Source organism: Xenococcus sp. PCC 7305 (genome assembly GCF_000332055.1).
Taxonomy (GTDB): Bacteria; Cyanobacteriota; Cyanobacteriia; order Cyanobacteriales; family Xenococcaceae; genus Xenococcus.
Map to the genome: position 1 here is coordinate 1 of NZ_ALVZ01000121.1, position 23,314 is coordinate 23,314.

General features: G+C 39.9%; 19 protein-coding genes. 15 read left to right on the forward strand and 4 right to left on the reverse strand.

Features of this window, described 5'->3' with window-relative positions:
• Positions 1 to 115: 115 nt before the first annotated feature.
• Complete coding sequence (locus XEN7305_RS06095) at positions 116 to 1,318, reverse strand: dipeptidase (protein WP_238568941.1); 1,203 nt, start codon at positions 1,316 to 1,318, stop codon at positions 116 to 118.
• 196 nt (positions 1,319 to 1,514) lie between these two features.
• Here XEN7305_RS06095 and XEN7305_RS06100 point away from each other — a divergent pair, with 196 nt between their 5' ends.
• From XEN7305_RS06100 to XEN7305_RS06120, 5 genes are all read left to right on the forward strand, one after another.
• A complete protein-coding gene (locus tag XEN7305_RS06100; protein ID WP_006508490.1) occupies positions 1,515 to 2,912 on the forward strand; it encodes an aspartate ammonia-lyase in 1,398 nt (465 codons plus the stop codon).
• A 157-nt stretch (positions 2,913 to 3,069) separates the two neighbouring features.
• Positions 3,070 to 3,543, forward strand: a complete 474-nt coding sequence (locus tag XEN7305_RS06105) for an Hsp20/alpha crystallin family protein (protein WP_144053204.1) — start codon at positions 3,070 to 3,072, stop codon at positions 3,541 to 3,543.
• A gap of 248 nt (positions 3,544 to 3,791) precedes the next feature.
• Entirely contained in the window at positions 3,792 to 4,001 is a 210-nt protein-coding gene (locus XEN7305_RS06110) for a DUF4327 family protein (RefSeq protein ID WP_006508492.1), read from the forward strand.
• A gap of 11 nt (positions 4,002 to 4,012) precedes the next feature.
• Complete coding sequence (locus tag XEN7305_RS06115) at positions 4,013 to 5,572, forward strand: NAD(P)/FAD-dependent oxidoreductase (protein ID WP_006508493.1); 1,560 nt, start codon at positions 4,013 to 4,015, stop codon at positions 5,570 to 5,572.
• A complete protein-coding gene (locus XEN7305_RS06120) occupies positions 5,569 to 6,024 on the forward strand; it encodes a hypothetical protein (protein ID WP_006508494.1) in 456 nt (151 codons plus the stop codon). Before XEN7305_RS06115 ends, XEN7305_RS06120 begins: the two co-directional genes overlap by 4 nt.
• A 24-nt stretch (positions 6,025 to 6,048) precedes the next feature.
• Here XEN7305_RS06120 and XEN7305_RS06125 read toward each other — a convergent pair whose 3' ends face one another.
• Positions 6,049 to 7,200 (reverse strand): DegT/DnrJ/EryC1/StrS aminotransferase family protein, encoded by a 1,152-nt coding sequence (locus XEN7305_RS06125; protein ID WP_040896928.1) that lies wholly within the window; start codon positions 7,198 to 7,200, stop codon positions 6,049 to 6,051.
• 342 nt (positions 7,201 to 7,542) lie between these two features.
• Here XEN7305_RS06125 and glnA point away from each other — a divergent pair, with 342 nt between their 5' ends.
• The 6 genes from glnA to XEN7305_RS06155 all read left to right on the forward strand — a co-directional run bounded on the left by glnA (position 7,543) and on the right by XEN7305_RS06155 (position 14,156).
• Positions 7,543 to 8,964: a type I glutamate--ammonia ligase gene (glnA, locus tag XEN7305_RS06130; RefSeq protein ID WP_006508496.1), complete on the forward strand. Its 1,422-nt coding sequence runs from the start codon at positions 7,543 to 7,545 to the stop codon at positions 8,962 to 8,964.
• Between the two features lie 263 nt (positions 8,965 to 9,227).
• Positions 9,228 to 10,646, forward strand: coding sequence for an ammonium transporter (locus XEN7305_RS06135; RefSeq protein ID WP_006508497.1), 1,419 nt, complete (start codon positions 9,228 to 9,230; stop codon positions 10,644 to 10,646).
• A 257-nt stretch (positions 10,647 to 10,903) separates the two neighbouring features.
• A complete protein-coding gene (locus XEN7305_RS06140) occupies positions 10,904 to 11,563 on the forward strand; it encodes a hypothetical protein (protein ID WP_006508498.1) in 660 nt (219 codons plus the stop codon).
• A gap of 33 nt (positions 11,564 to 11,596) precedes the next feature.
• A complete protein-coding gene (locus XEN7305_RS06145; protein ID WP_006508499.1) occupies positions 11,597 to 11,911 on the forward strand; it encodes a carbon dioxide-concentrating mechanism protein CcmK in 315 nt (104 codons plus the stop codon).
• A gap of 134 nt (positions 11,912 to 12,045) precedes the next feature.
• A complete protein-coding gene (locus XEN7305_RS06150; protein ID WP_006508500.1) occupies positions 12,046 to 12,402 on the forward strand; it encodes a carbon dioxide-concentrating mechanism protein CcmK in 357 nt (118 codons plus the stop codon).
• A gap of 245 nt (positions 12,403 to 12,647) precedes the next feature.
• Positions 12,648 to 14,156 (forward strand): hypothetical protein, encoded by a 1,509-nt coding sequence (locus tag XEN7305_RS06155; protein WP_006508501.1) that lies wholly within the window; start codon positions 12,648 to 12,650, stop codon positions 14,154 to 14,156.
• Between the two features lie 365 nt (positions 14,157 to 14,521).
• Here XEN7305_RS06155 and XEN7305_RS06160 read toward each other — a convergent pair whose 3' ends face one another.
• Positions 14,522 to 17,077 carry a DUF3536 domain-containing protein gene (locus tag XEN7305_RS06160; RefSeq protein WP_006508502.1) on the reverse strand — a complete coding sequence of 852 codons (2,556 nt, stop codon included), beginning with the start codon at positions 17,075 to 17,077 and terminating at the stop codon, positions 14,522 to 14,524.
• Between the two features lie 185 nt (positions 17,078 to 17,262).
• On the opposite strand from XEN7305_RS06160, the gene XEN7305_RS06165 reads away from it, so the two are divergent.
• The gene (locus tag XEN7305_RS06165; protein ID WP_006508503.1) at positions 17,263 to 18,225 is read left to right on the forward strand and encodes a GntR family transcriptional regulator; all 963 of its coding nucleotides are present in this window, start codon (positions 17,263 to 17,265) and stop codon (positions 18,223 to 18,225) included.
• A gap of 52 nt (positions 18,226 to 18,277) precedes the next feature.
• Here the strand turns inward: XEN7305_RS06165 and XEN7305_RS06170 are convergent, their stop codons facing one another.
• A complete protein-coding gene (locus XEN7305_RS06170) occupies positions 18,278 to 19,036 on the reverse strand; it encodes a RibD family protein (protein ID WP_006508504.1) in 759 nt (252 codons plus the stop codon).
• A gap of 84 nt (positions 19,037 to 19,120) precedes the next feature.
• Between XEN7305_RS06170 and XEN7305_RS29280 the strand changes: the two genes are divergently transcribed.
• The 3 genes from XEN7305_RS29280 to XEN7305_RS06185 form a co-directional block, all read left to right on the forward strand.
• Entirely contained in the window at positions 19,121 to 21,154 is a 2,034-nt protein-coding gene (locus tag XEN7305_RS29280) for a HAMP domain-containing sensor histidine kinase (protein WP_006508505.1), read from the forward strand.
• Between the two features lie 87 nt (positions 21,155 to 21,241).
• On the forward strand, positions 21,242 to 22,735 hold the full coding sequence (locus XEN7305_RS06180; RefSeq protein WP_006508506.1) for a site-2 protease family protein: 1,494 nt from the start codon (positions 21,242 to 21,244) through the stop codon (positions 22,733 to 22,735).
• 313 nt (positions 22,736 to 23,048) lie between these two features.
• Positions 23,049 to 23,314: filamentous hemagglutinin N-terminal domain-containing protein (locus tag XEN7305_RS06185; protein WP_238568919.1), on the forward strand; the 266-nt coding region annotated here is incomplete at its 3' end.

A 23,314-nucleotide genomic window follows, 5' to 3' on the forward strand; every position in this document is an offset into this window, starting at 1 on the left:
TGGCGTTGCTGAATCCAGATATGAATTCGTTTCGCGCAAAGGCGCAAAGACGCAAAGAAAGAAGCAAAGAAGATTAGTCCAAAATTCTTTCATGTTTTAAATCAGCAACGCCGAATTATTTATTGGAAGATACTGCAATCACCTCCTCAAAAACCCGCAACAAATTACCGCCCCAAATTTTACGAATATCAGACTCTGAGTAACCCCTAGCTAGCAATTCCTGAGTGATATTGGGCATCTCGGAAACATCATTAATCCCAATTAATCCCCCACCACCATCGAAATCAGAGCCAATGCCCACATGATCAATACCCATGATCTCTACCATATGATCCAGATGATCGATCACATCGGCAAGAGTTGGTTTATTTTCAGGGTATTGTTGATTTATTTCTCGATATTTAGCAAACAAGGCTTTACTTTCTTCTGGGCTTAATGTCCCTTGCGACCAGGCTGCTAATTCGGCTGACAGACTTTCGAGAGCTGCTTGGCGTTCAGGAGTTTGCTCCATTTCCTTAATAAAGTCGCCTAAAAAACAAAGCTGGACGACTCCACCATTTTTCTTGATTGCTCTGAGCAAATCATCATTCATGTTGCGAGGAACATCGCGAAGCGCACGAGCACTGGAATGAGAAGCAATGATTGGAGCCTTAGTCAATTCGATGACATCCCAGAAAGTATCATCATGAACATGGGAAACATCGATCATAATTCCCAAGCGGTTCATTTCCCTAACAACTTCTGCCCCCAAAGGGCTTAAACCACCCCATTCTTGCTGCTCATCGGTGGAAGAATCAGCTAAGTCGTTATTTTTGGTATGGGTCAAAGTAATGTATCGGATGCCGCGATCGAAGAAAAACTGTACATTCTCTAGATCTGTTCCCAGAGGATAGGCATTTTCCATTCCCAGAAAGATCGATTTTTTACCCAATTTCTCATTGCGATAGGCATCTTCTGGCCTCAAAGCGATCTCCACTTGATCTTGATTGTCCGCAACCAGCTTTTCAGTTAAATCTATTAGTTGATTAGCATGAGCTTTGGCTTGCTGGTTAGCTTCGCTGTTGCGCTCTCTTTGCACTGTAAAAATTGCCATGAAAACCGCATCCAATCCACCCTCTTCCATCCGCACCAGATCCCACTGGCCACTATCGGCTAAACCAGGCTCATTTCTAATACTGGGGTTAAATTCTGGATTTAAAAATTGACGTATTGGCCAATCAATATGACCATCAACGGTTAAGATGCGATCGTGAATCTCTGTTGGCTTTGCGGAGAGCGATCGCTCTGGAGTGCATCCCAGTAATGACAGTTCAGTCACCACTATCAATGAAATTAAGGTTTTACAGAAATTAAATCTCATTATTCTTATTTACCAGTACAATAAAAAGCTTAAAATATCCCAAGCCAAGAAGTAAACTAATTATTTAATGACTATGATATTCTGAGTTCTTGGTTCTTATTTTGCGATATTGGATCTGTTCCCCATTACATTAAGCTAATTATATATATTTATTATGAATAATAACTATCGTATCGAAAAAGACTCTATGGGAGAAAGGAAGATTCCTGCGAATGTCTATTATGGAATCCAGACTTTAAGAGCAACCGAAAACTTTCCCATTAGTGGCATTAAACCCCTCCCAACCTATGTTGATGCTTGCCTCTTGATTAAAAAAGCCACCGCGATCGCAAATGGGGAACTAGCATGCATTCCTCAAGATATTTCCGAGGCCGTAGTTCAAGCAACCGATGAAATCCTCAAGGGTGCTTTAAGAGAACAATTTGTAGTTGATGTTTATCAAGCGGGGGCCGGAACCTCCCACCATATGAATGTTAATGAGGTTTTAGCTAACCGTGCTTTAGAAATTTTGGGAGATGACAAAGGCAATTATAAAAAAGTGAGTCCCAACGATCATGTCAACTATGGTCAGTCAACTAATGATGTTATTCCCACGGCAATTCGCATCGGTTCCTTATTGGCATTGGAACATAGTTTATATCCGGCATTGAATAAGGCGATCGCGACTTTGGCGGATAAGGCAACTCAATTTCAAGATATTGTCAAATCTGGACGCACTCATATGCAAGATGCGGTGCCTGTTAGATTGGGAGAAGGGTTTCGCGCCTGGGAAAATATATTACAAGCTCATAAAGATAGAATAACTCAAGCTGAAACCGACTTATATGCCTTAGGTTTAGGGGGCAGTGCCACCGGAACAGGACTAAACACTCATCCCCAATATCGTCATCGGGTTGCCGAACTATTGTCCGAACTAATTGGAAAACCTTTGGTAACTGCCAATCATCTGATGGCTGCAATGCAGAGTATGTCACCCTTTGTCAGTGTTTCTAGTGCCCTACGCAACCTCGCTCAAGATTTAGTCAAAATATCCCATGATTTACGCCTGATGGATTCTGGCCCGCAAACAGGTTTCAAAGAAATTCAATTGCCTGCGGTGCAACCTGGTTCATCGATTATGCCAGGAAAATATAACCCTGTAATGGCAGAAATGACTTCAATGGTCTGTTTTCAAGTCATGGGCTATGACAATGCGATCGCCTTTGCTGCCCAAGCAGGACAATTAGAACTAAACGTCATGATGCCTTTGATTGCCTATGATCTAATTCATAGTATTGAGATTTTGGGCAATACCATCGAAGCTTTGACCACCAAATGTCTAGCGGGAATCACAGCCAGACGCGATCGCTGTTTGGGTTATGCCGAAGGGAGTTTAGCCCTAGTAACAGCTTTAAATAATCATATTGGTTATTTGAATGCTGCCGATGTTGCCAAAGAATCCTTAGAAACAGGGAAATCGATTCGCGAGATTGTATTGGAAAAAAATCTGATGAGTGAGTCGGAATTAGCTCGGGTTTTGGACTTAAAAAATATGAGCAAAATTATTGAATAGTTCAAGTTGTCAAGAAGTTAATAACCACTTGAAAAAATCTCCGTAGTTTCCTCACAAGTTCCTCAGAATTTTAGTTTACTTTGTGACTAAGACTACAGATTAGTCTGTAATACCACCCTCAAAAAAGTATTACATAACCTAATAGGTTAGGAGGTCAATGATGGCGATTACTCGATGGCAACCTTTTCGAGAGTTAAGTACTATTAGACAACAATTGGATCGTCTGTTTGAAGATATGGCGTCTGGCGATCATGATTGGCTAGGGATTCCTAGCAGTATGGGCATCTGGTTTCCCGCAGTCGAAATTAAAGAAACTGACAAGGAATTGATTTTAAAAGCTGAAATTCCCGGTATGGATGCCCAGGATCTTGAAGTTGAAGTAACAGAAGATCAAGTTACTCTTTCTGGTGAACATAAAGAAGAAAGCAATCACGAAGAAAAGGATAAAAATTTCTTCCGTTCTGAATTTCACTATGGAGAGTTTAAACGGGTCGTCCCTTTGCCAATGCTCATTAAAACCGACAAAATTCAATCTGATTTCCAAAATGGTGTCTTGACCCTCACCATGCCAAAAATGGAAAATTCACCGAAAAAAGTTGTCAAAGTCAATGTGACAAATAACTCGAAGTAAAAAAAAGTCAAGCAGTAACGGGTTTATAGAACCTAGTAGTTCTCCAGAAAAAAGTTCTGATAGGTTTGAGTGGGTCATGGGGAATTAGGACAATAGGGAGTTGGGGAGAATGTTTACCTGTTATTGGCCTTTCATGATTCACTTGGTGGACTACTAGTTTTCAGTGTTTACTTTTTTGATCTGCGCTTTGAATCCCAAAGAAGTTTCTTGACAGATTGGCGCTTTTTTGTAGTTTAGCGAGGTGTAATATGTTGCAAACGAGTTATTGCATAGATGAGATTAAAAAAGAAGCTCGTCAATTGGTCGAATGTGGTGTTGTCGATGGTCAACAACCAATTTGGGTTCTCTGTGAATTTATTGCCCCGGGGGAATGTATTGAGATGGAAAATGAAATCGAGCAAAACCACTATCTTTTGAGAGCGCATATTGCCGATCTGATTGACCAAGAAGACAGATAAGAGAGGTTCGTATGGAAAGTTTTGATTATGTCATTTTGGGTGCTGGGTTGGGTGGCCTATCTGCTGGGGCTTGTTTAACTCGTCAAGGATATCGGGTTGTTGTACTAGAACAACATTACTTGCCTGGTGGCTGTTGCCATACTTTTGATTATGGCGATTATAGTTTTTGTGCCGATGTTCACTATATTTATCAATGTGGCAAAGGCGAAACGGTCAATCAATTTTTGAATTATCTAGAGCGCAATGTTCCGTTTAATTCTCTCGATCCTGACTGTATTGATCGCATAATTGCACCAGGAATTGATTTTAAGATTCCTTTGGGCTGGGAAAATTTACGCGATCGCCTATTAAACACTTTCCCAGAAGAAAGAGCAGGAATTAATTATTACTGCGACGAAATAAAACAATTACATGACAACTTGCATAAATTCAATGAAGAATTTCACTGGTTTGATCTCAATTGGTCAGATTGGTTATTTCTTCCCAAGCATTGGAATATATTTGCCAAAAGGAATTGGACTTTACAAACACTTTATGACCGTGCCCAACTATCGCCCCAGCTGCAGACAATCTTAGCCGGTCAAAGTGGCGATTATGGTTTGCCACCTCAGGACATCGCTCTAATGTCTCATGCCTCTTTAGTTGGGGACTATGCCGATGGGGCCTATTATCCTCAGCATCACTTTAAACATTTGGTAGATGAGATTGTGGCCTCAATTACAGTTGGCGGTGGTCTGGTTAAATATTCATCACCAGTGCAAAATATCAATATTGAAAATCACCAAGTCACAGACGTCATGGCGGGTAACCAACTTTACCATGCGACAAGAGCTTATATTAGCGATCTCGACCCAAAATTAACTGTCAATTTGATGTCAGATTCAGGAGCCTTAAGTAAAGAAGAATTGCATCGTCTGACTGACTATGAATATTCTGCCAGCGCGTTCAATATTTATCTCGGCCTGGACTCTTCCTTTAAGCCAGAATCCTACGGCATTGGCAACTGGAATATTTGGTATTACCCCAATGGAGATCTCAATCAGGCTTATCAACAACAATTTGCTGGACAGTTAGACAAACCCTGGATTTTCTTGTCTTGTCCAACTCTAAAATCTCGCGAACCCGGCATGGCTCCCTCGGGAAATCATGTTCTGGAAATAACGACTGTTTGTCCTTACGAATCTTTTAAAGACTTCTATGAAAATGATATGCAAGCTTACAAAGCAAAAAAACGAGAAGTATATCAACAATTAATGGCTAGTGTGCGAGATTTGATTCCCGATATTGATCAATACATTCGCATGAAGATTTTCGGGACTCCGACTACGAGCGAATACTATCTAGGACAACCTGAAGGCAATATGTATGGGGCGAACTTGATTCCAAAACAAGTTGGGTTAAATCGTTTAGGATTTAAAACCGAATTACCAAATTTGTTTTTGGTTGGTGCTACTGCTGGCTATCCTGGAGTGCCAGGAGTCATCGGCAACGGTATGGATCTTGTAGAAATGATCACAGGAAAATCTATTCGACAATCTACTAAACATTTAGCATTGACCATCAACCAATGAATTCAAAAGCTCAGCTAGGTTACCAAGTTAAGATAATTTCTTTGTGGACAGTTTTTCTATTGGGTACAGTATTTCATACTCAACTGGCTTTGATGCCTCTATTTCATGGTCTTGATGTGGCAATGGTCGCTCATCAGCATGATGCTGACCCTTCTTCTCCCATAACGGAAATTGCGCCTGTTTTATGGGGTATGCTCGCTTTTTTTGCTATCCCGATGATGGCGATCGTTGTCACGGCCTTTAGTACGTCTCAGCGTTATCGACTGTGTCATTTTTGGTTAACCATGATTTATACAGTTTTGAATTTTCTCCATGTAGTTCTCGATTTATTTGTTGAGCCATTATTTTGGTATCAAATTGCTCTGATGACATTTTTGTTTTGTCTAGGGATTTTGCTAAATTTCACTGCTTACCGATGGATGCGAATTGATTGGTATCACCAGCGAATATAAAATTTTTAATTCCAATAAATATAATTACAACTGCTCTAAACAATCTTTCAACGAATAAGCAACTTGCTGTTGTTCTGCAAAAGTAATACCAGGAAACATCGGTAAAGATAAAACTTCTTGTGCCGCTTGTTCTGTCCTGGGCAAGATTCCCCTGTCATAACCCAAGTCCTGATAAACAGGTTGCAAATGGAGAGGAAGAGGATAATAAACCATAGAAATCACTCCTTTCTCTTGTAGTTTATTGCGAAGAACATCGCGAGTTATGGAAGAATCAGAATTGCGATTGGGGATACGAATCGTATATTGATTCCAGACAGCAAAACTTCCTGGCACTTCTTGCGGTAATTTAATATTGGGAACATTTTCTAATAGTTGGGTATAATTATTGGCAGCAAATCTGCGTTGTCCGTTCCAGCTATCTAGATGGCGCAATTTAATGTCTAAAATCGCAGCCTGAATGCTATCAAGCCTACTGTTAAGTCCGGTTAAATCATGACGGTAGGTGACTTTTGCCCCTGCCCCGCGGACTAGTCCATGTTCTCGCAATAGTCTTATTTGATCTGCGATCGCCCAATCATCAGTAGTTACAGCTCCGCCATCACCACAACCTCCCAGATTTTTTGTCGGGAAGAAACTAAAACAACCCACACCAATACTACCGACTTTCGTCCCATTCCAGGCTGCTCCCGTTGCCTGGGCACAATCTTCAATTACAGGAATCTGATGCTTGTTTGCGATCGCCATCAAATCATCCATATTTACAGGTTGCCCAAACAAGTGAACCGCAATGATTGCCTTCGTATGCTCTGTAATCGCTGCGGCAACCTGCTGAAGATCAAAATTAAAACCATTGACTTCGAGATCAACAAAGATTGGTTTGGCCCCCACACGAACAATGACCTCACTAGTGGCGATAAAAGTAAACGCTGTGGTGATAACTTCATCCCCTTCCCCTACATTCAAAGCTCTTAATGCCATGTAGAGAGCATCTGTTCCAGAATTACAACCAATGCCATGACTAACACCAAGATATCCCGCAAAATTCTGTTCAAAATCTGTGACCGCTGTACCACCAATATACCTACCAGAGCGGAAAACCTTTATCACTTGGGATTCGATCTCTTGGTCAATGATCTTGTGCTGTCTAGTTAAATCGACAGGGGGGATATTCTTCACTCTTTTGTACCAAAAATTAACACCAGAATCAGCCTTGAGCTGTAAGCTACATCTTAAAATAACGTTATCGTGAATATAACAGTTTTCGCTTTTCCAATGGGAAAAAATTAGAATTTTGAGAACGGATATCAACACTAATTGGCAAATAAGTATTTAATATATCATTATATATGTCATTAACAATTCATTATTTAGTTACATCCAATACATTTTTGTAAAGTTTACAGATTTAAATCAGATTGAGACGTGATAATTCTGTAACAGTGAGAACATAGTTCTCAGAATCCATTCGATCAAGAATGATTCTAGGCTAATACCAATAGATATAAAGGAGTGATATTTATGCCTGAGACCTCTCAAGAAGTCTTGAAAATGATTCAAGATCAGAATATAGAACTAATTGATCTTAAATTTGTAGATTTATTTGGTATTTGGCAACATTGTACATTTCATCGCAGCCTCATTGATGAAGATGCTTTCACTGAAGGTGTAGCTTTTGACGGTTCAAGTATCCGTGGGTGGAAGGCAATTAATGCTTCCGACATGGCAATGGTGCCCGATCCCAAAACTGCTTGGATCGATCCTTTCATGGAAATACCAACTCTTAGCATGATTTGTTCGATCAAAGAACCTCGTACAGGGGAATGGTACGATCGCGATCCTCGTTCCCTAGCTCAGAAAGCTGTGGAATACCTCCAAAGCTCTGGCCTTGGTGACACTGTATTTTGTGGACCAGAACCAGAGTTTTTTATTTTTGATGATATTCGCTTTGGTCAAGAAGAATACGAAGGGTTCTATCATATCGATTCTGTCGAAGGTATTTGGAACTCTGGCAAGAAAGAAGAAGGCGGTAACCTAGGCTATAAGATTGAGCACAAACGCGGTTATTTCCCCGTTGCCCCTTCAGATACCCTCCAGGATATCCGTAGTGAAATGCTGCTAACTATGGGCAAATGTGGTGTTCCCATCGAAAAACATCACCATGAAGTAGCATCTGGTGGACAAAATGAATTGGGTATCAAATTCTCCAACCTAGTATCGGCTGCTGATTTTGTGCAAACCTATAAGTATGTAGTAAAAAATGTAGCGAAAAAACATGGTAAAACTGCTACTTTTATGCCCAAACCCTTATTTAATGATAACGGCACTGGGATGCACACTCATATGTCGATCTGGAAAGATGGTCAACCTCTATTCTTTGGGGATAAATATGCAGATCTTAGTCAAACAGCATTATATTTCATTGGCGGGATCTTAAAACATGCTGGTGCTATCCTGGCCTTTACCAATCCTTCAGCCAATTCTTACAAACGTCTAGTTCCAGGTTTTGAGGCCCCAGTCAACTTGGCCTATTCCCAAGGGAACCGTTCTGCCTCAGTGCGTATTCCTTTGAGCGGTGACAATCCCAAAGCTAAGCGTTTTGAGTTCCGTTGCCCAGATCCGACTGCTAACCCTTATCTGGCATTCTCGGCAATGTTGTTGGCCGGAATTGATGGGGTGAAAAACCAAATTGATCCAGGAGAGCCTCTAGATGTCGATATTTATGAACTGTCCCCTGAGGAATTGAGCAAAATCCCCTCGACCCCTGGCTCCCTTGAAGGTGCCTTAGATGCCCTACAACAGGATTCTGCTTTCTTGACTGATTCTGGGGTATTTAGCGAAGACTTCATTCAAAACTGGATTGAGTACAAGATAGATGCTGAGGTCAACCCTTTGCGTCTACGTCCTCACCCCTACGAATTCGCCCTTTACTACGACTGTTAATAGCAGTTTATCTCAGTGCAAAAGCCCTCAAAGAAGCTAAAAATATTTTCTTTGGTGGCTTTTTTCCTTGGCAAATCATTTTTTGGTCGTGAATTATACCAAATTTTCGGGGAAAATTCAGTTCAATACTTTACAGAAAAAGATTCAGTAAACATACAAACTGGGGAAAATTTAATTTCTTAGTGTAACCATTAAAGTTACAGAATCGACATACTTTTTTATCTTAGCTAAAGAAATAGATGAATTCAAAACTGTTTCCAAAAATGGAAAACTCTCGCGGGATTCAATATCCCAGATTCTTAAGGTCAATCTTCAAGAATTTCTCAACTTCTTGGCTTGCTTGTATTCCCCTAGTAGCAGTTATCACTGTGGTTTGGAGTACAGCAGCCCATGCCCAGCTTTATGATGACCCAGTCGCTGCAAATCCTGAGCAATTTCAGCTTGTATTAGACTCTATTTTTCTGCTTTTTTGTTCTGTTCTAGTAATCTTCATGAATGCTGGATTCGGGATGTTGGAGACCGGGTTTTGTCGTCAGAAAAATGCTGTTAACATTCTGTCAAAAAACTTAATCGTTTTTGCGATCGCAACTATTGCTTATTGGGCGATCGGTTATGGCTTAATGTACGGGGAAGGAAGTGCTTTTATTGGCACATCCGGTTTCTTCTTTGCCGGTGATGGTACGCCCTATGGAGATGGCAATTACCCCGACGCGGTGCCCGCATCCATTTCTTTCTTGTTCCAGGTTGCTTTTGCGGCGACAGCTGCCACCATCGTTTCTGGAGCGGTAGCAGAAAGAATCAAATATGATGCTTTCCTCGTTTTTAGTTTCCTTCTTGTGGCAATTTCTTATCCCATAACAGGTCATTGGGTTTGGGATGGCGGTTGGTTAAGTGAAATGGGCTTTTCCGACTTTGCTGGTTCTACCGTAGTTCACTCCGTTGGGGGTTGGGCCGCCCTAGCTGGTGCTGCTATTCTTGGGCCCAGACTTGGTAAATACCAAGAGGGGAGAACTAGTGCCTTACCTGGTCACAATATGGGTTTTGCAACCTTAGGTTGTTTAATTCTCTGGATTGGCTGGTTTGGTTTTAATCCTGGTTCTGAGCTAGCAGCCACTGCCAACGTACCTCATATTGCGGTAACGACTAACCTCGCAGCTGCTGCTGGGGGTATTACCTCAACTCTTACTACTTGGACTAAAGATGGTAAACCCGATCTTTCTATGACCATTAACGGTATCCTTGCTGGTTTAGTCGGTATTACTGCTGGTTGTGCTGATGTAGACATGTGGGAAGCTGTTGTGATCGGTGCGATCGCTGGTGTGATTGTAGTATTCTCTGTTTCCTTCTTTGATTCAATTAAGATTGATGACCCTGTTGGGGCAACTTCAGTTCACTTGGTTTGCGGTATTTGGGGAACTCTTGCAGTCGGCATTTTCGGTACTGGTAACTTTATTACTCAATTGATTGGGATTATCGCTATCGGTGCTTTCACTCTGATCTTTAGTGGCGTTGTTTGGTCTATTCTGAAAGCAACAATAGGAATTCGCGTTCACCGAGAAGAAGAAATGCAAGGTCTAGATATTAGTGAACATGGCATGGAGGCTTACAGTGGCTTTGTCAAAGAAGCAGATATTCTTAGTGGCGGTGCTGGAATACCTAGTAGTGCATCAATAAACGAATAGCAAAGAATATTTCATTTCTAGGTATAGCTTTTGTATCTCAGGAAAATAATATTTGATTAAAATCAAGCTATTGCGATCGCGAAATGCCAGGTTTTGCCTGAGCGCGATCACGATAGCTTTTTTTTCTGGACAACAGATACAATTAAGGACGAATACTAGTTACTAGTTATTGGAAAATTTCTCACGGTGCGCGGTTCCGACCATTCTCTAAACCGAACAACTCCGTACTTCATCCGAGCGCGAATTGCTATAAATTGATGACTTATACAACTCAAGACTTGATAGAAATACTCGATCGCGAATTAAAAGCTAGTTGGAAAGGTAAACGGATTGTGCTCTCATCACGAGAGAGAATCAACGATCCTGTGGTCTCAAAATTATTGGATATGAAGCAAGTGAGTAAAGTGTTTGCTTATCAGGATTTTCGCAATCAAGTACATCAATATCAAAAACAACACCATGTATCAGGAATTATTTGGCGTAATTGTCATTTTAAGGAGCAAACTATCTGTTTTCCGGAAATATACAACCAATTAATTCCCATCGAAGCAGACAAACAAGTTTTAATTCAGGCAAAAGACTCCATAATCAATTTTTGGCAAGAAGTGACCTCGGGAATGAAGTTTTGGTTAGCCAATACACCAGGGCAAGTTGAGGAAGCAGGAATGGAGAGAGAGGAACTAGAAAATGTAGCAGATGGGGGTAAAACTACTCATCACTTGAAGATTAGTTCAGAATATGTCGATAAATTAATTCGACAAGCAGAATGGGTAGAAGTTGACGCGGCTCGCACAGAAATATATCTTGGTTTATGCTGGGGCGACCCTTTGGAGTATCGCTATCAATGGGCAAAACCAAAGTCAGGTTGCGATCGCGTTATTGCTTCCCCAACCATACCCAGTTCGATCAAAATTTAGCTCACAATAGTTTTTTTATTAGGAGAAATATTTATGCCCCAACAAGAGGCTGTAGGCGTCATTCAAACCTTGGGCTTTCCCGCAGTGCTAGCTGCTGCTGATGCTATGCTCAAAGGCGGCAGAGTAACTTTAGTCTATTTTGACAAAGCAGAAAGCGGCAATTTTGCGATCGCAATTCGTGGAGGAATTTCTGAGGTTAGACCAGCGATGGAAGCCGGCTTAATCGCAGCGGAAAATACTTTTGGGGGAAAAGTAACAACCCATTATACTGTGCCCAATCCCCCCGAAAATGTCGTTGCCGTTTTACCAATTGAATATACAGAAGCCGTAGAGCAATTTCGTTTTTAATTTGTTCTTAATTCCTTCTTAAGCTAATGGATCTATTCCAAAAGGTATCACTAGCGTCTAAAATTAGAACTTGTAATATTACAGTTGATTTTACATTAATTTAAACTCATACTCATAACTAAAGGAGATAATTTATGCCATCGCAATCTGCAGTTGGATCTATTGAAACAAAAGGCTTTCCCGGCATACTTGCCGCCGCAGATGCTATGGTGAAAGCAGGCAGAGTAACTCTTGTGGGATATATTAGAGTAGGTAGTGCGCGCTTTAATGTTAATATTCGCGGAGATGTTTCCGAAGTTAAAACTGCTATGGATGCGGGAATTGAAGCAGTAAAAAAAGCGGAAGGGGCCACTCTAGAATCTTGGGTTATCATTCCTCGTCCCCACGAAAATGTAGTTGCTGTCTTACCTATTGACTATAGCGAAGAAGTTGAAATCTATCGTGAAAGAGTAGAAGGAAGAGGGGTTCTACCTATTGCTAATAGCAATTAACCAAGAGGATTTTCAAAACAATAGATGTAAAAATTATATATAGCAATCTTAAAGGCAGGGAATTTGATTTTATAGATCAAGGAGTTTCCTGTCTTTTCTTTGGCTAAAACTGCTCTTACTGACAGCTAGTAATTGTTGACCATAGAGATGGAACTTTGATAGTATCGCTTTATACTATAGAATAAGATGCTGTTTAAGCCTCAAAGGCTTTACATAGAGAAGAAATTTTAAAAAAATCCAAAGTAATGCACAATAGTTTCTTTGATAATTCATTAGATGAAAAAAGCATTAAACAGCGTATTCGTGAATTGAGTAAAGGCAAAATTGGATTTTATAGCATTGGTCTCTATCCAGGTTCTCTTGCTTACAATTCAGCAATGCAAAACAGTGAAAAGTCTTTGTTGCTAGCTCCCCGTCCTGGTAGACAATTAATGGGCGCATTCTCAGCAGAAGCCATCAAAGGTATGGACTCTAAACATGTGGCGACAATGCATCGGATGGCTTGCCACAAAAAAAAGGGTAAATCAGTGCCCAACACCTTAGAATATCTGATTAGTAAATGTGAATTGGTGATTTTGACTGCCAATAGTAAATATATCGAAGAGGATTTAGTTGAAGCTTGCAATATTAGAAGGCAACTAAATCGAAACAATGTGGTTTTTGGTTGTCTTGCTGGGTCTTATAGTCATGACAAGGATAAAAATGATTCCTATGTGCTATGTGAAAAGAACCTCAATTTAGGCTTTTTCTCCGGTTTTCACCGCCATGGGGCATTGCGTGATCCTCTTGATAGCTTTACGGCCAATTTTTGTCACCCCAATGGCTTAACCGCATTAATAGGGGCCTATATGTTGAATAAACTATCCCCCAATATTCAGGTTTCACCTGGTATTCATAATGTTGAAGCACAATATATTAAAGCTGCCAAAAACATGGCATCGATCTTTGCGGGATTTGGGTATGAATATCATCAACAAAACCCAGGTATTCTGCCTACTTTACTGACCTTATTGCTCAATCAATGTCTGGATCAAGCAGCAACCGTTTCTATGTTGAGAAAAGATCGTCAAAAACTTTATTCTCAGCAAACCGTCGCTTTGACTGAACTAGGATATGGCGTTCCAAGTATTGAAGCAACTCTTAATAGAGGAGGTTATAGAGAGAGGGTTAGAGACCATACTTTTGCCCAGTTGACAGCGATGGTAGCTGATGTGCGAGGCAGTATGATGCTTCCAGTGTCTGGGAAACCAACTCGCAACTTTCAAGCTGGGCAAGAATTAGCGAGGGGGATTATTAAACATGGTCGTTGTCCTTTGAGTATTGAAGAGTTTGAGCAATGGTGTGAAGATGCTGGATTGAACAAAGGTGCCTTAGAAGGATTAAAAGCTTTGAGGTATTGGCCCCAAATTGAGGCCAAATATTCTATTCAAATCCATGATGCAACTATGGTAAATCTTCTTTATAAAGTTTTATATGGTAACAGCAAAGAAAGAGATTTTGCTTTTGAGGTCATCACCAAGAGTCGTCAATTATCAAACTATTGCCAAGAATCAGTGCGCCCAGCTAATAATCGAAAATATGTAGATGCACTTAATAATATTGATCGACCTGATGCTCTCGAATTAATTTCTAATGCAATTGTGGCGGACAATGCGAGGAAAGCTATTCTTGATGAGGATGCGATCGAGGAAAGAGAAGTTAAACCAGATGATCCTGCTTATTTACAAGTGATGGATTGTATCGAACAAGGCTAGTGTCGCTGCGCAGAAGTCAAGAGTTAACAGTTAAAATCTTAATCTTATTTTTTAATTGATAAATTACTAAGAATAATCATTAACACGACTTGGCAATTTTATGGTCTAGTCAGGACTGGTGTTAGGTTTTAGGTAGTAGGTTTTAGGTAAAAAAAGTCATCTTTTGATTTAGATTGGAGAATATTTTGGATATAAAGAATTTTTATGTCTATCATTGCTGGATTCATCATTTTTCCGGATTTCCCTAACACCTAACACCTTTTACTCGCAATTAACTTAATTTTGCCAAGTCGTGTCATTAATCCAAAAAGATCGTGTATTGCCAAGCTTTACGCGATCACTTTAGTCAAATAAATGTTCAATGTTCAAAGATATTTATGAACATCAATATCTAACTTAGTTCCCAATTTTAAGAGAGATTTTATTTTACTAGTATCCCAACGACAAGCAAAATTTGTAACTAAACAACCAGGTATTATTGTCTGTTGTAAACATTGAGCATAAACCTCCTGAGCGCGAGCCAAAGAAACGTCTAACTCTAATTGATTTGTAATCGCGATCGCGTTTTCCAATCTAGCAACATCTTCTTCTAAGGTTGCGGGATTTTTATCATAAAGAAGTTGCTCTAACCAACTAAAAATTAATTGTTCTAAAATTCTCTTGGCATCATTAGTATTTAATTGGCAATTAAGATGGTTGGCTTCAATCACAATTTCTTTTAATTCCGCCAAATAGTTTTCGACTTCTTGCGGTTGCTCCTGTAACTTTTTGATCTCGGCAATTGCCGCAGCAAAACGTGCAGACAAAGCCACTTCTGCCGCAACTTTTACTTCTTGGGGAACGGGTAAACCTTCTCTTTGAAAGGCCACTAAAATACTATAATTTTCCCGGTAAACCTGAGTATAGAGTTGATCGAGATGCTTCTTGGTATCCGATGTTAATTGATTCATAATGCGATGTCTTTCCTGCCCGAAAATATCTTGCAAGTTAAAACTGAGATCGCCAAAAAGCCGATTCAGCACCAAAATTATTTGAACAGTACTAGCTTCTTGTAAGACATCGAACAATTGTTTTTTTACCTGAGTATAGTCAAGACGACTAGAGAAGGGTTTAATACAACAGTGGAAATCCCAACCTCCTAGATGTAAGGCGGCAAAAACGAAATGTTTGCTTTCCCAAGTGATCTCCGAAGTTAAGCGAACCTGACCGACAACTAGGCTCAAGGTACCCATGGATTGTTTTTGGCAATCAAATTGTTCGCTGTGGTAACAATAAATCTTCTGTTCGGGCAAATAGTTTTTGAACAGAGAATTAATAGCGTAATGAGCGGCTACTTGCTCAAGAGTTACTTGACTAGGAATTACAGAGCGGCGATAAACTTCACCGCCATTGCCAAAGAGCTTGACATTGCTGGGGGCCAGACTGAGGCGATCGATAAATTCTGTTTCTAAATGGATTCCGGCCACTGCTCCTGCCAACTCGATCGCACGAGAGGCATAACGCAGGATTTGAGTTCCTTCAGGGCGAGAAATTTCTTCAAAAAACCAACCGCAGCTTGTGTACATCAATAGAGCATGACGCTGCATTTCCAAAAGTCGCAGCGCATCAATCTTTTCTTCGGCTGTTAATTCATGATTTTGCTGATCGATTAAAAACTCATTTACTTGAGTTGAAGAGCGATCGCGTATTACTTGAATATATTCATCCCTAGCCAGCCAAGGATCACGAAATAATTTACTTCCTGCTGTTTCATAAACTGTAATCAGCTGATCTCGTAGCCAATCCAAAGATTCTCTAAGGGGCTTGCGCCATTTTTGGTTCCACAACCCACCGCCACCACAGCCACAATCAGCCTGCCAGCGATCCACGCCATGGGAACAACTCCAGGAAGTTACTGGTTTGAGGACAACTTCCCAAGTTGGTTCACTGAGACTAAGATAATGAGCATAATTAGTGACCTGCCAACCACGGGCCGCAAAGATTGTGGAAAAAGCATAGGCCAGACATTTTTCCGTAGCACCTTTATGATGACCAAAGGTTTCCCCATCTGTTGCTACATTAATTAGTTGAGAAGGGCGATTATCTCCTTTAATAGCTTGTCCCAATCTTCCCGCTAAATTGTCTGCTGTCTCCAAGACATCATTAAATCCCATATCTCTCGAAATCGGACCATCATAAAAGAAAATGTCAATATATCTGCCGTCTGGGATGAAACAACGATAGGGGCGAGTGGGATCAATTTGAGAACCTGCGACTTTATGCCATTGAGACTCCGAATCATCACTTGGATCCTGGGGTATCGGACGACAGCTTTCTGCTTGAGAAGGTGCGAGGATGATAAACCGAATTTCTTCATCGATCAGGGCTTCAAGGGTTTCTGCATCTACTGCGGTTTCTGCTAACCACATGCCCTCAGCTTCTCTTTTAAAGCGAGAATAAAAGTCCTCTTTGCCCCAGCGAATTTGCGTATATTTATCGCGCTTATTAGCTAAAGGTAAGATTATATGATTATAAACTTGAGCGATCGCGTTGCCATGACCATTAAGTCTTTCTCGGCTTAGGTGATCCGCGTCAATAATGCGTTGATAAACTTCTGGGTCATACTGTTCCAACCATGACATCAAGGTTGCCCCAATATTAAAACTTAGATACTCAAAATTATTAACAATCCCAATCAACTGTTGTCGATCATTAAGAATTCTCGCAAAAGCATTGGGACGATAACATTCGTGATGAATCCTTTCATTCCAATCATGATAAGGTTGGGCACTCGGTTGTCTTTCAATAGTATTTAAGTAAGGATTTTCCCGAGGAGGCTGATAAAAATGACCATGAATAGTGACATATACACCCCGTGCGGTTTTAATGGGGTCAACAATATGGGGTTGCTGTGGAGTAGGTTTTTTGGGAGCGGACACCATGAGTACTTATACCTAAAATAATTTTATTTTTAAATTGCTTACTAACGCACCGATATTTATGCACTTTATATTTAAGCTTAACTAATTAATTTTTTAGAATTTTGTTAGGGGAATTTAAGAAAATATCCCTTAGAATCGCCCCTTGCTCCTGATTGTCTCGCTAGGCGGGACTGTTTTCAAAAGATATGCTAAATTTCCAAATCCACACTGATAGCGATGTTCCTGCCTCAAAACAATTGTTTGCCCAAATTCAATTTGCGATCGCGTCTGGACAATATCCCACGGGTCATCGTTTACCTAGCACCAGACAGTTAGCAATGATTACAGGATTGCATCGTAATACTATTAGCAAGGTATACCAAAATTTAGAAGAAAAAGGACTAGTCGAATCCGTTGCCGGCTCAGGGATTTATGTAAAAAATCCCGAACTAGAAACCACAATAGATTCGCCAACTGGTGCTAATAGTAATTTGATTCAAGAAACCATTGATAATCTTTTAGAACAAGGTTGTAACTTAACAGAAATTAGAGAATTATTGATTGAAGAAATCGATTGGCGTTTGCGTTGCCAGGAAAAAGTAATTATCACAGTTCCCCGGCGGGACCTAAGTGCAGGAGAGATCATGCATCAAGAATTGACTGAGTCTTTAAAAATATCTGTAGATTTAGTTACTTTAGAAAAACTTTCTGAACTACTAGAAGAGACCAATTTTGGGACTTTAATTACTAACCGTTATTTTCTCAAAGAAGTGTTAGAAATTGTGCCCGCCAATTCTTTCCGAATTATCCCCGTTGATATTTACGATTACAGTAAAGAGTTAGCAATGATCAAGAAATTGCCATCACAAGCTCGTTTAGGAATAGTTAGTCTTAGTGAATCAACTCTTAAGATTGCCGAAAGTATTGTCAGAAGCCAAAGAGGAGAGGATATTCTCGTCCTAACTGCACCTCAGCGCGATCGCAACAGATTAATGACAGTCATTCGTAATGCCCATACCATAATCACTGGTCCTTCTAGTTATGATTCAGTGAAAGAAGCACTCGCTTCTGTCAAGGCAGACTTAATTCGCCTGCCTGAAATTATTTGTAGTGACAAATACATTAGTCCTAAATCAATTAGTTTGCTAAAAAAAGAACTATTGCATTGAACATTTGTTTGGGGATAAGGTCTTAATCCTAAATCCGATTATCAAAAACAACTTAATTATCTTTCAAAAATTTATAGTGTAAGAATATTTCTTGGTCAATTTGCTTAACTTCTAGTAATTGCAGTTTCCTTCCTTGAGATTGTAAAAAGCCAATTCCTCCTACGGGAGTAGGTGAGTTTCTGCCGCCAAAAATTATCGGACAAACGGTTAACCACAATTCATCGATTAAATCGAAAGCAAGTAACGAGGCGACTAATTCGCCTCCACCCAGAACTGCCAGGCTCTCAATGCCCAATTGTTGTAACTGAGGCAAGATTTCTCGCCAATCAAAAGAATTGGTTTCAGGAAGAAACTTGCCAATTATCACTCGCTCAAAAAGAGAGTTAACTCCTCCGAGATCTCGACTGTTAACTCTTGGGTCTTGACTTAATTCGCTAACTAATTCTTTAGATCTGCCTTCGCAAGTTATTCGCCAACGGGGAATTTTTTGCTGAAAAAACCTCTCTTTATCGTCAAGATTTTCTGAGGCTGAAACCAGGATATGAACAGGTTGTAAAGGTTTTATAAATTCTTGTCTTTGCTGTAATAAATTCGGATTAGTAATTGGTAGACTACTCCCGTAGGCTCGCAACGTTCCTGCGCCGAAAATTACACCATCAACCAAGGCTATTTGTGATTCAAGATGTGCTTTGTCCGCATTCGAAGCAAATCTAGCGGCGGTTTTTGCTCTGTCAGCAATTTTGCCATCTGCTGTCATCGCCAGAATAACGGTTGTTTTAGGGCGCTTTTTGTTGTCAGGATTTACAGACATTTAAATTATTGACAGAGCTGATTCTGTAACAATAGATATCATGAACTTAGGGTGGATCAATGTACGATAGAGAGCTGCATAATTATGTCATTGGGTAAGCCATCATCATTTCGTCGTATTCTCTTGTCACGCTTATTTTTTTTAAGTGTACCGATATTGTTGACAGGGGTTTACATAACCTATAGTAAGGCTCGCTCCACCTTTATGGAGAGTGCAAGGCAAAATTTAACTGAGAGTGCAATTCGTAAAGGCGAAAGCATTCGACAATCTGTTAATGAGGTTTACGCTAATTTGATTATTGCTAGTGATCTAGAAATCTTAAAATCTGATTCGGCTACGAACACATTAATTGTAATCTCCCGTCTCACACAAATTTTGCCGGAGAGTATTCTTTGTGTTCACCTCAACGATCCTAAATCATTAAAGATAATTGCCAGCAACTGTGATGAGTCACCCAATCTAGACTACAATGCTTGGCCTCAACAAAAGCAAAGTTTTTTTACTCCTCGACAACAAATTCAAGTCGACGTGATTCATCCCCCCAAAAAAACAGCAAAAACCCTCAAAACCTCCAATTTAGAATCTCAAAATCAAGTCAAATTATGGTTAACTGCTCCTGTATATGATCTGGATAATCAGTTACGTTACACCTTGACCGTAAAATCAGCGATTCTCAACGAAGAATCTCGTAAACCTGGATCTTTAGATGGTTATCCGGTGATTGTTAATGAAGAAGGTTCAATCTTAAATCATTTATTGCCTGAAATAATTGAACAGAATATTCAGCCAATCCTGAACAGTAAAACTTCGGAAAAAATACTAAATCTGGAAGATATCAGAAGAATTGATTCTGAGCGTCCATTTGTTTCAGAACAGGAAGGTCTAGAATTCCTCGTAGGATACAATACAATTCCTAATCCGATCAACCCAGAAACGTCCCAAAGATGGTTAATTTTATCTGTTACTCCCCTAAGTGATGCCCTTTGCCCACTAAGAGATATTCGCCGAGTTTTAGTGGTCATGACCGTCGGACTAATCACAGTAACTTTCTTTGCCACCCTATATATGTCTCGGGAATTAGCGCTGCCCCTAGAAAATATTCGAGACTATGCCCTTAAGAAAGAGGATTTACAGTCCAAAGAAGATACCATAGAAAATTTTCGGATTAAAGAATTTAATCAACTTTCTTTGGCAATTAATGCCATGGTGACTAGATTAAGAACCAAAGGAGATGAAATTGTTTCTGCTTGGCAAGAAGCAAAGAGTGCCAATCAACTAAAAAGTGAGTTTCTCGCGACTACTTCCCATGAATTACGAACTCCTCTTAATGGGATAATTAACTGCATTAGGTTAGTTAAAGATGGTTATTGTGATAGTAAAGATGAGGAGAAAGAATTTCTTCAACAAGCTGACCATGCAGCAATTCACCTTTTGGAAATCATTAATGATGTTCTAGATATCTCAAAAATTGAAGCAGGTAAGATTTCTGTGGATATTCAAGATGTCAATTTGGAAAAAGTTATCAATGATGTTATTAGTATGCAAATTGCCGCGATTAGAGGCAAAGGATTAAATTTAGTATTTTTAAATTGGCCTCAGAGAATACATGTTAGGGCAGATCCCGCAAAACTAAAACAAGTTTTCCTTAATATCCTAGGAAATGCTGTTAAGTTTACAGATGCTGGAACTATTGAAATTCAAGTTTTAGTTAGACTAAAAGAAAATCCTTTTAGTAATAAAAATAATTCAGTTATAAAAAAAGATATTAACCAGGCATTAGACTCAAAAATCGCCAATTGTCAGACTGTTGAAATGAAACAAAATGAACTAGTCAGTAATGCATATTTTTCTTCAGCGGCAAAAGAAGCTGTAATTGTTGTTCGGGATACGGGAATTGGGATAGAACTAGATCAGCAGGACAAATTATTTCGCCCTTTCGTAATGGCTGATGGCTCAACAACTCGCAAGTTCGGCGGTACGGGTTTAGGGTTAGCTATTTCCCATAATTTGCTTCAGTTAATGAAAGGAACAATTAGTTTATCTAGTCCTGGCCAGGGACAAGGAACCACTATTACTATTACTTTACCGTTGGGGCGACTCGGGAACATGGCATTATAGCCTTGAGGTAGGCTGCCAAGTAAAAACGGTTTACAATCAATAGCGAACCCTTTACTATCACACAGATAACAACAACTAGTAACCATAATGTTTAACGGATCGGAGTCTACAGCAACTTTTCTGATTGTCTTTGCCGCTTTTGTAATTTTAGCCTGGGGATATAATCGTTCTAAGGCCTATGGAAAGCTGGGAATTCTAGCTTGGTTGCAATCAGTAGTTTTAATGGCTCCCTGGTTGCTATTTTTTGGTCTATTTGCTTTAGGAATTTATCTCAATCTTGTGGGTATTTTATTCCTACTAATTGTTTCCGTGGCCGTTTATATTTGGTTGGGAAAACAAATGAGAGCTGCAGGACAAGATGAATTGCTACAACGCAAAGCAGCCGAACGTCTCCAAGAAGAAGCAAGAAACGCGGTGGAGACAGATGTTGCTGAATCTCAAACTGTTGGCGAGGAATTAGTTCCGATTCCAAATGAGGACTTAATCAAAATCAAAGAAATTTTCGGCATTGATACTTTTTTTGCCACAGAAACGATCTCTTATCAAGAAGGCGCAATTTTTCGTGGAAATCTTAGAGGCGAACCAGAAAAGTCTCACAGTGTTTTGACAAAAAAACTCCAGGCAAAACTTGATGATAAATATCGCTTATTTTTAGTTGAAAGTCCTGAAGACAAGCCTGTAATTGTAGTTTTGCCAAGTACTAATGATCCTCAGACTACAACCCTGGCACAGAAGAATCTTGCCCTAGTTTTGGCGATCGCAACCCTGGTAACAGGTTTAGAGGCGTCAAGCTTATTACTTGGTTTTGACTTGTTTAGTAATTTTGGTCGTTATCAAGAAGCTGTTCCTTTAACCTTAGGACTATGGTTTATCTTAATAGCCCATGAAATCGGTCATGCAGTTATTGCAAAACGTTATGATGTCCGCCTAAGTATTCCTTTCTTTTTGCCAACTTGGCAAATTGGTTCATTTGGGGCGATTACCCGTTTTGAATCTTTATTACCCAATAGAAATGTCCTCTTTGATGTTTCTTTTGCCGGGCCAGCTATTGGAGGGATCCTCTCCTTATTTTTGCTGACATTGGGGTTAATTTTTTCTCATCCTGGTAGTCTTTTTCAATTACCTACAGAGCTTTTCTCTGCATCTGTGTTAGTAGGAACTCTTGCCAAAGTAATTTTGGGTTCTCAGCTACATGAAGTTATTGTCGATGTCAATCCTCTAGTAATTGTCGGCTGGTTGGGGTTAGTCATTACAGCTTTAAACCTATTGCCTGCAGGTCAATTAGACGGAGGCAGAATTGTTCACGCTATTTATGGGCGAAGAATTGCTCGACGTACTACGATCGCGAGTCTCATTATTTTAGGTATTGTAGCTTTATTTAATCCTGCAAATCCCATTCCTCTTTATTGGGTGGTATTAGTCCTATTTTTGCAAAGGGACTTAGAAAGACCAGCTCTCAATGAAATCAGTGAACCTGATGATACCAGAGCAGCCTGGGCCCTACTGATTTTATTTCTGATGCTAGCTACTCTGATCCCTTTAAGTCCCAGTTTGGCTGGTAGTCTAGGAATTGGAAGTTAAGTACAAACAGCAAAAACTACTGCCCCACGCTTTCTAATGGCAAATATAGCAAATATAGTCTAAGACAAGAGTTTATAGCTGGCGTATAAGACATTTTAGAAAGGTTTTACAGTCTGCTTTGATTTTGGAGAAACTATTGGGAACAATCAGACAGAGGAATTAGTTCTTTACGTGTATTCACCATAATTTCAGCAGTCCCGAAACCAAAGCAAATTATTGACTTATGCTGACTATCAGAAATCTCTTGTTATTACAAGTTAGAGCAGAGAAAAAAAGCTTGTGGCTGATTTGCTGCCTCATAATTTTTTTCTTCTTGAACAATACATCGAGTACCTCAGCACAAATCACTCCCGATACCAGTCTGCCAACTAATTCGAGAGCAATTCTCGATGCTAACGGAGATCTCATCACCATCACTGGTGGTACTGACACCGGCAATAATTTGTTTCATAGTTTTCAGGAATTTTCCGTCCCGGATGGTCAAACAGCTTTCTTTGACAATAGTTCGTCTATCGAAAATATCTTCAGTCGGGTTACCGGCAGCTCCATATCGAATATCGAAGGCATTATTCGTGCCAA

Excerpts from the sequence above, each read along its gene's own strand:
- XEN7305_RS06100 (WP_006508490.1), top strand. The coding sequence starts at position 1,515 with ATGAATAATAACTATCGTATCGAAAAAGACTCTATGGGAGAAAGGAAG.
- XEN7305_RS06105 (WP_144053204.1), top strand. The coding sequence starts at position 3,070 with ATGATGGCGATTACTCGATGGCAACCTTTTCGAGAGTTAAGTACTATT.
- XEN7305_RS06110 (WP_006508492.1), top strand. The coding sequence starts at position 3,792 with ATGTTGCAAACGAGTTATTGCATAGATGAGATTAAAAAAGAAGCTCGT.
- XEN7305_RS06115 (WP_006508493.1), top strand. The coding sequence starts at position 4,013 with ATGGAAAGTTTTGATTATGTCATTTTGGGTGCTGGGTTGGGTGGCCTA.
- XEN7305_RS06120 (WP_006508494.1), top strand. The coding sequence starts at position 5,569 with ATGAATTCAAAAGCTCAGCTAGGTTACCAAGTTAAGATAATTTCTTTG.
- glnA (WP_006508496.1), top strand. The coding sequence starts at position 7,543 with ATGCCTGAGACCTCTCAAGAAGTCTTGAAAATGATTCAAGATCAGAAT.
- XEN7305_RS06135 (WP_006508497.1), top strand. The coding sequence starts at position 9,228 with ATGGAAAACTCTCGCGGGATTCAATATCCCAGATTCTTAAGGTCAATC.
- XEN7305_RS06140 (WP_006508498.1), top strand. The coding sequence starts at position 10,904 with ATGACTTATACAACTCAAGACTTGATAGAAATACTCGATCGCGAATTA.
- XEN7305_RS06145 (WP_006508499.1), top strand. The coding sequence starts at position 11,597 with ATGCCCCAACAAGAGGCTGTAGGCGTCATTCAAACCTTGGGCTTTCCC.
- XEN7305_RS06150 (WP_006508500.1), top strand. The coding sequence starts at position 12,046 with ATGCCATCGCAATCTGCAGTTGGATCTATTGAAACAAAAGGCTTTCCC.
- XEN7305_RS06155 (WP_006508501.1), top strand. The coding sequence starts at position 12,648 with ATGCACAATAGTTTCTTTGATAATTCATTAGATGAAAAAAGCATTAAA.
- XEN7305_RS06160 (WP_006508502.1), bottom strand. The coding sequence starts at position 17,077 with ATGGTGTCCGCTCCCAAAAAACCTACTCCACAGCAACCCCATATTGTT.
- XEN7305_RS06165 (WP_006508503.1), top strand. The coding sequence starts at position 17,263 with ATGCTAAATTTCCAAATCCACACTGATAGCGATGTTCCTGCCTCAAAA.
- XEN7305_RS06170 (WP_006508504.1), bottom strand. The coding sequence starts at position 19,036 with ATGTCTGTAAATCCTGACAACAAAAAGCGCCCTAAAACAACCGTTATT.
- XEN7305_RS29280 (WP_006508505.1), top strand. The coding sequence starts at position 19,121 with ATGTCATTGGGTAAGCCATCATCATTTCGTCGTATTCTCTTGTCACGC.
- XEN7305_RS06180 (WP_006508506.1), top strand. The coding sequence starts at position 21,242 with ATGTTTAACGGATCGGAGTCTACAGCAACTTTTCTGATTGTCTTTGCC.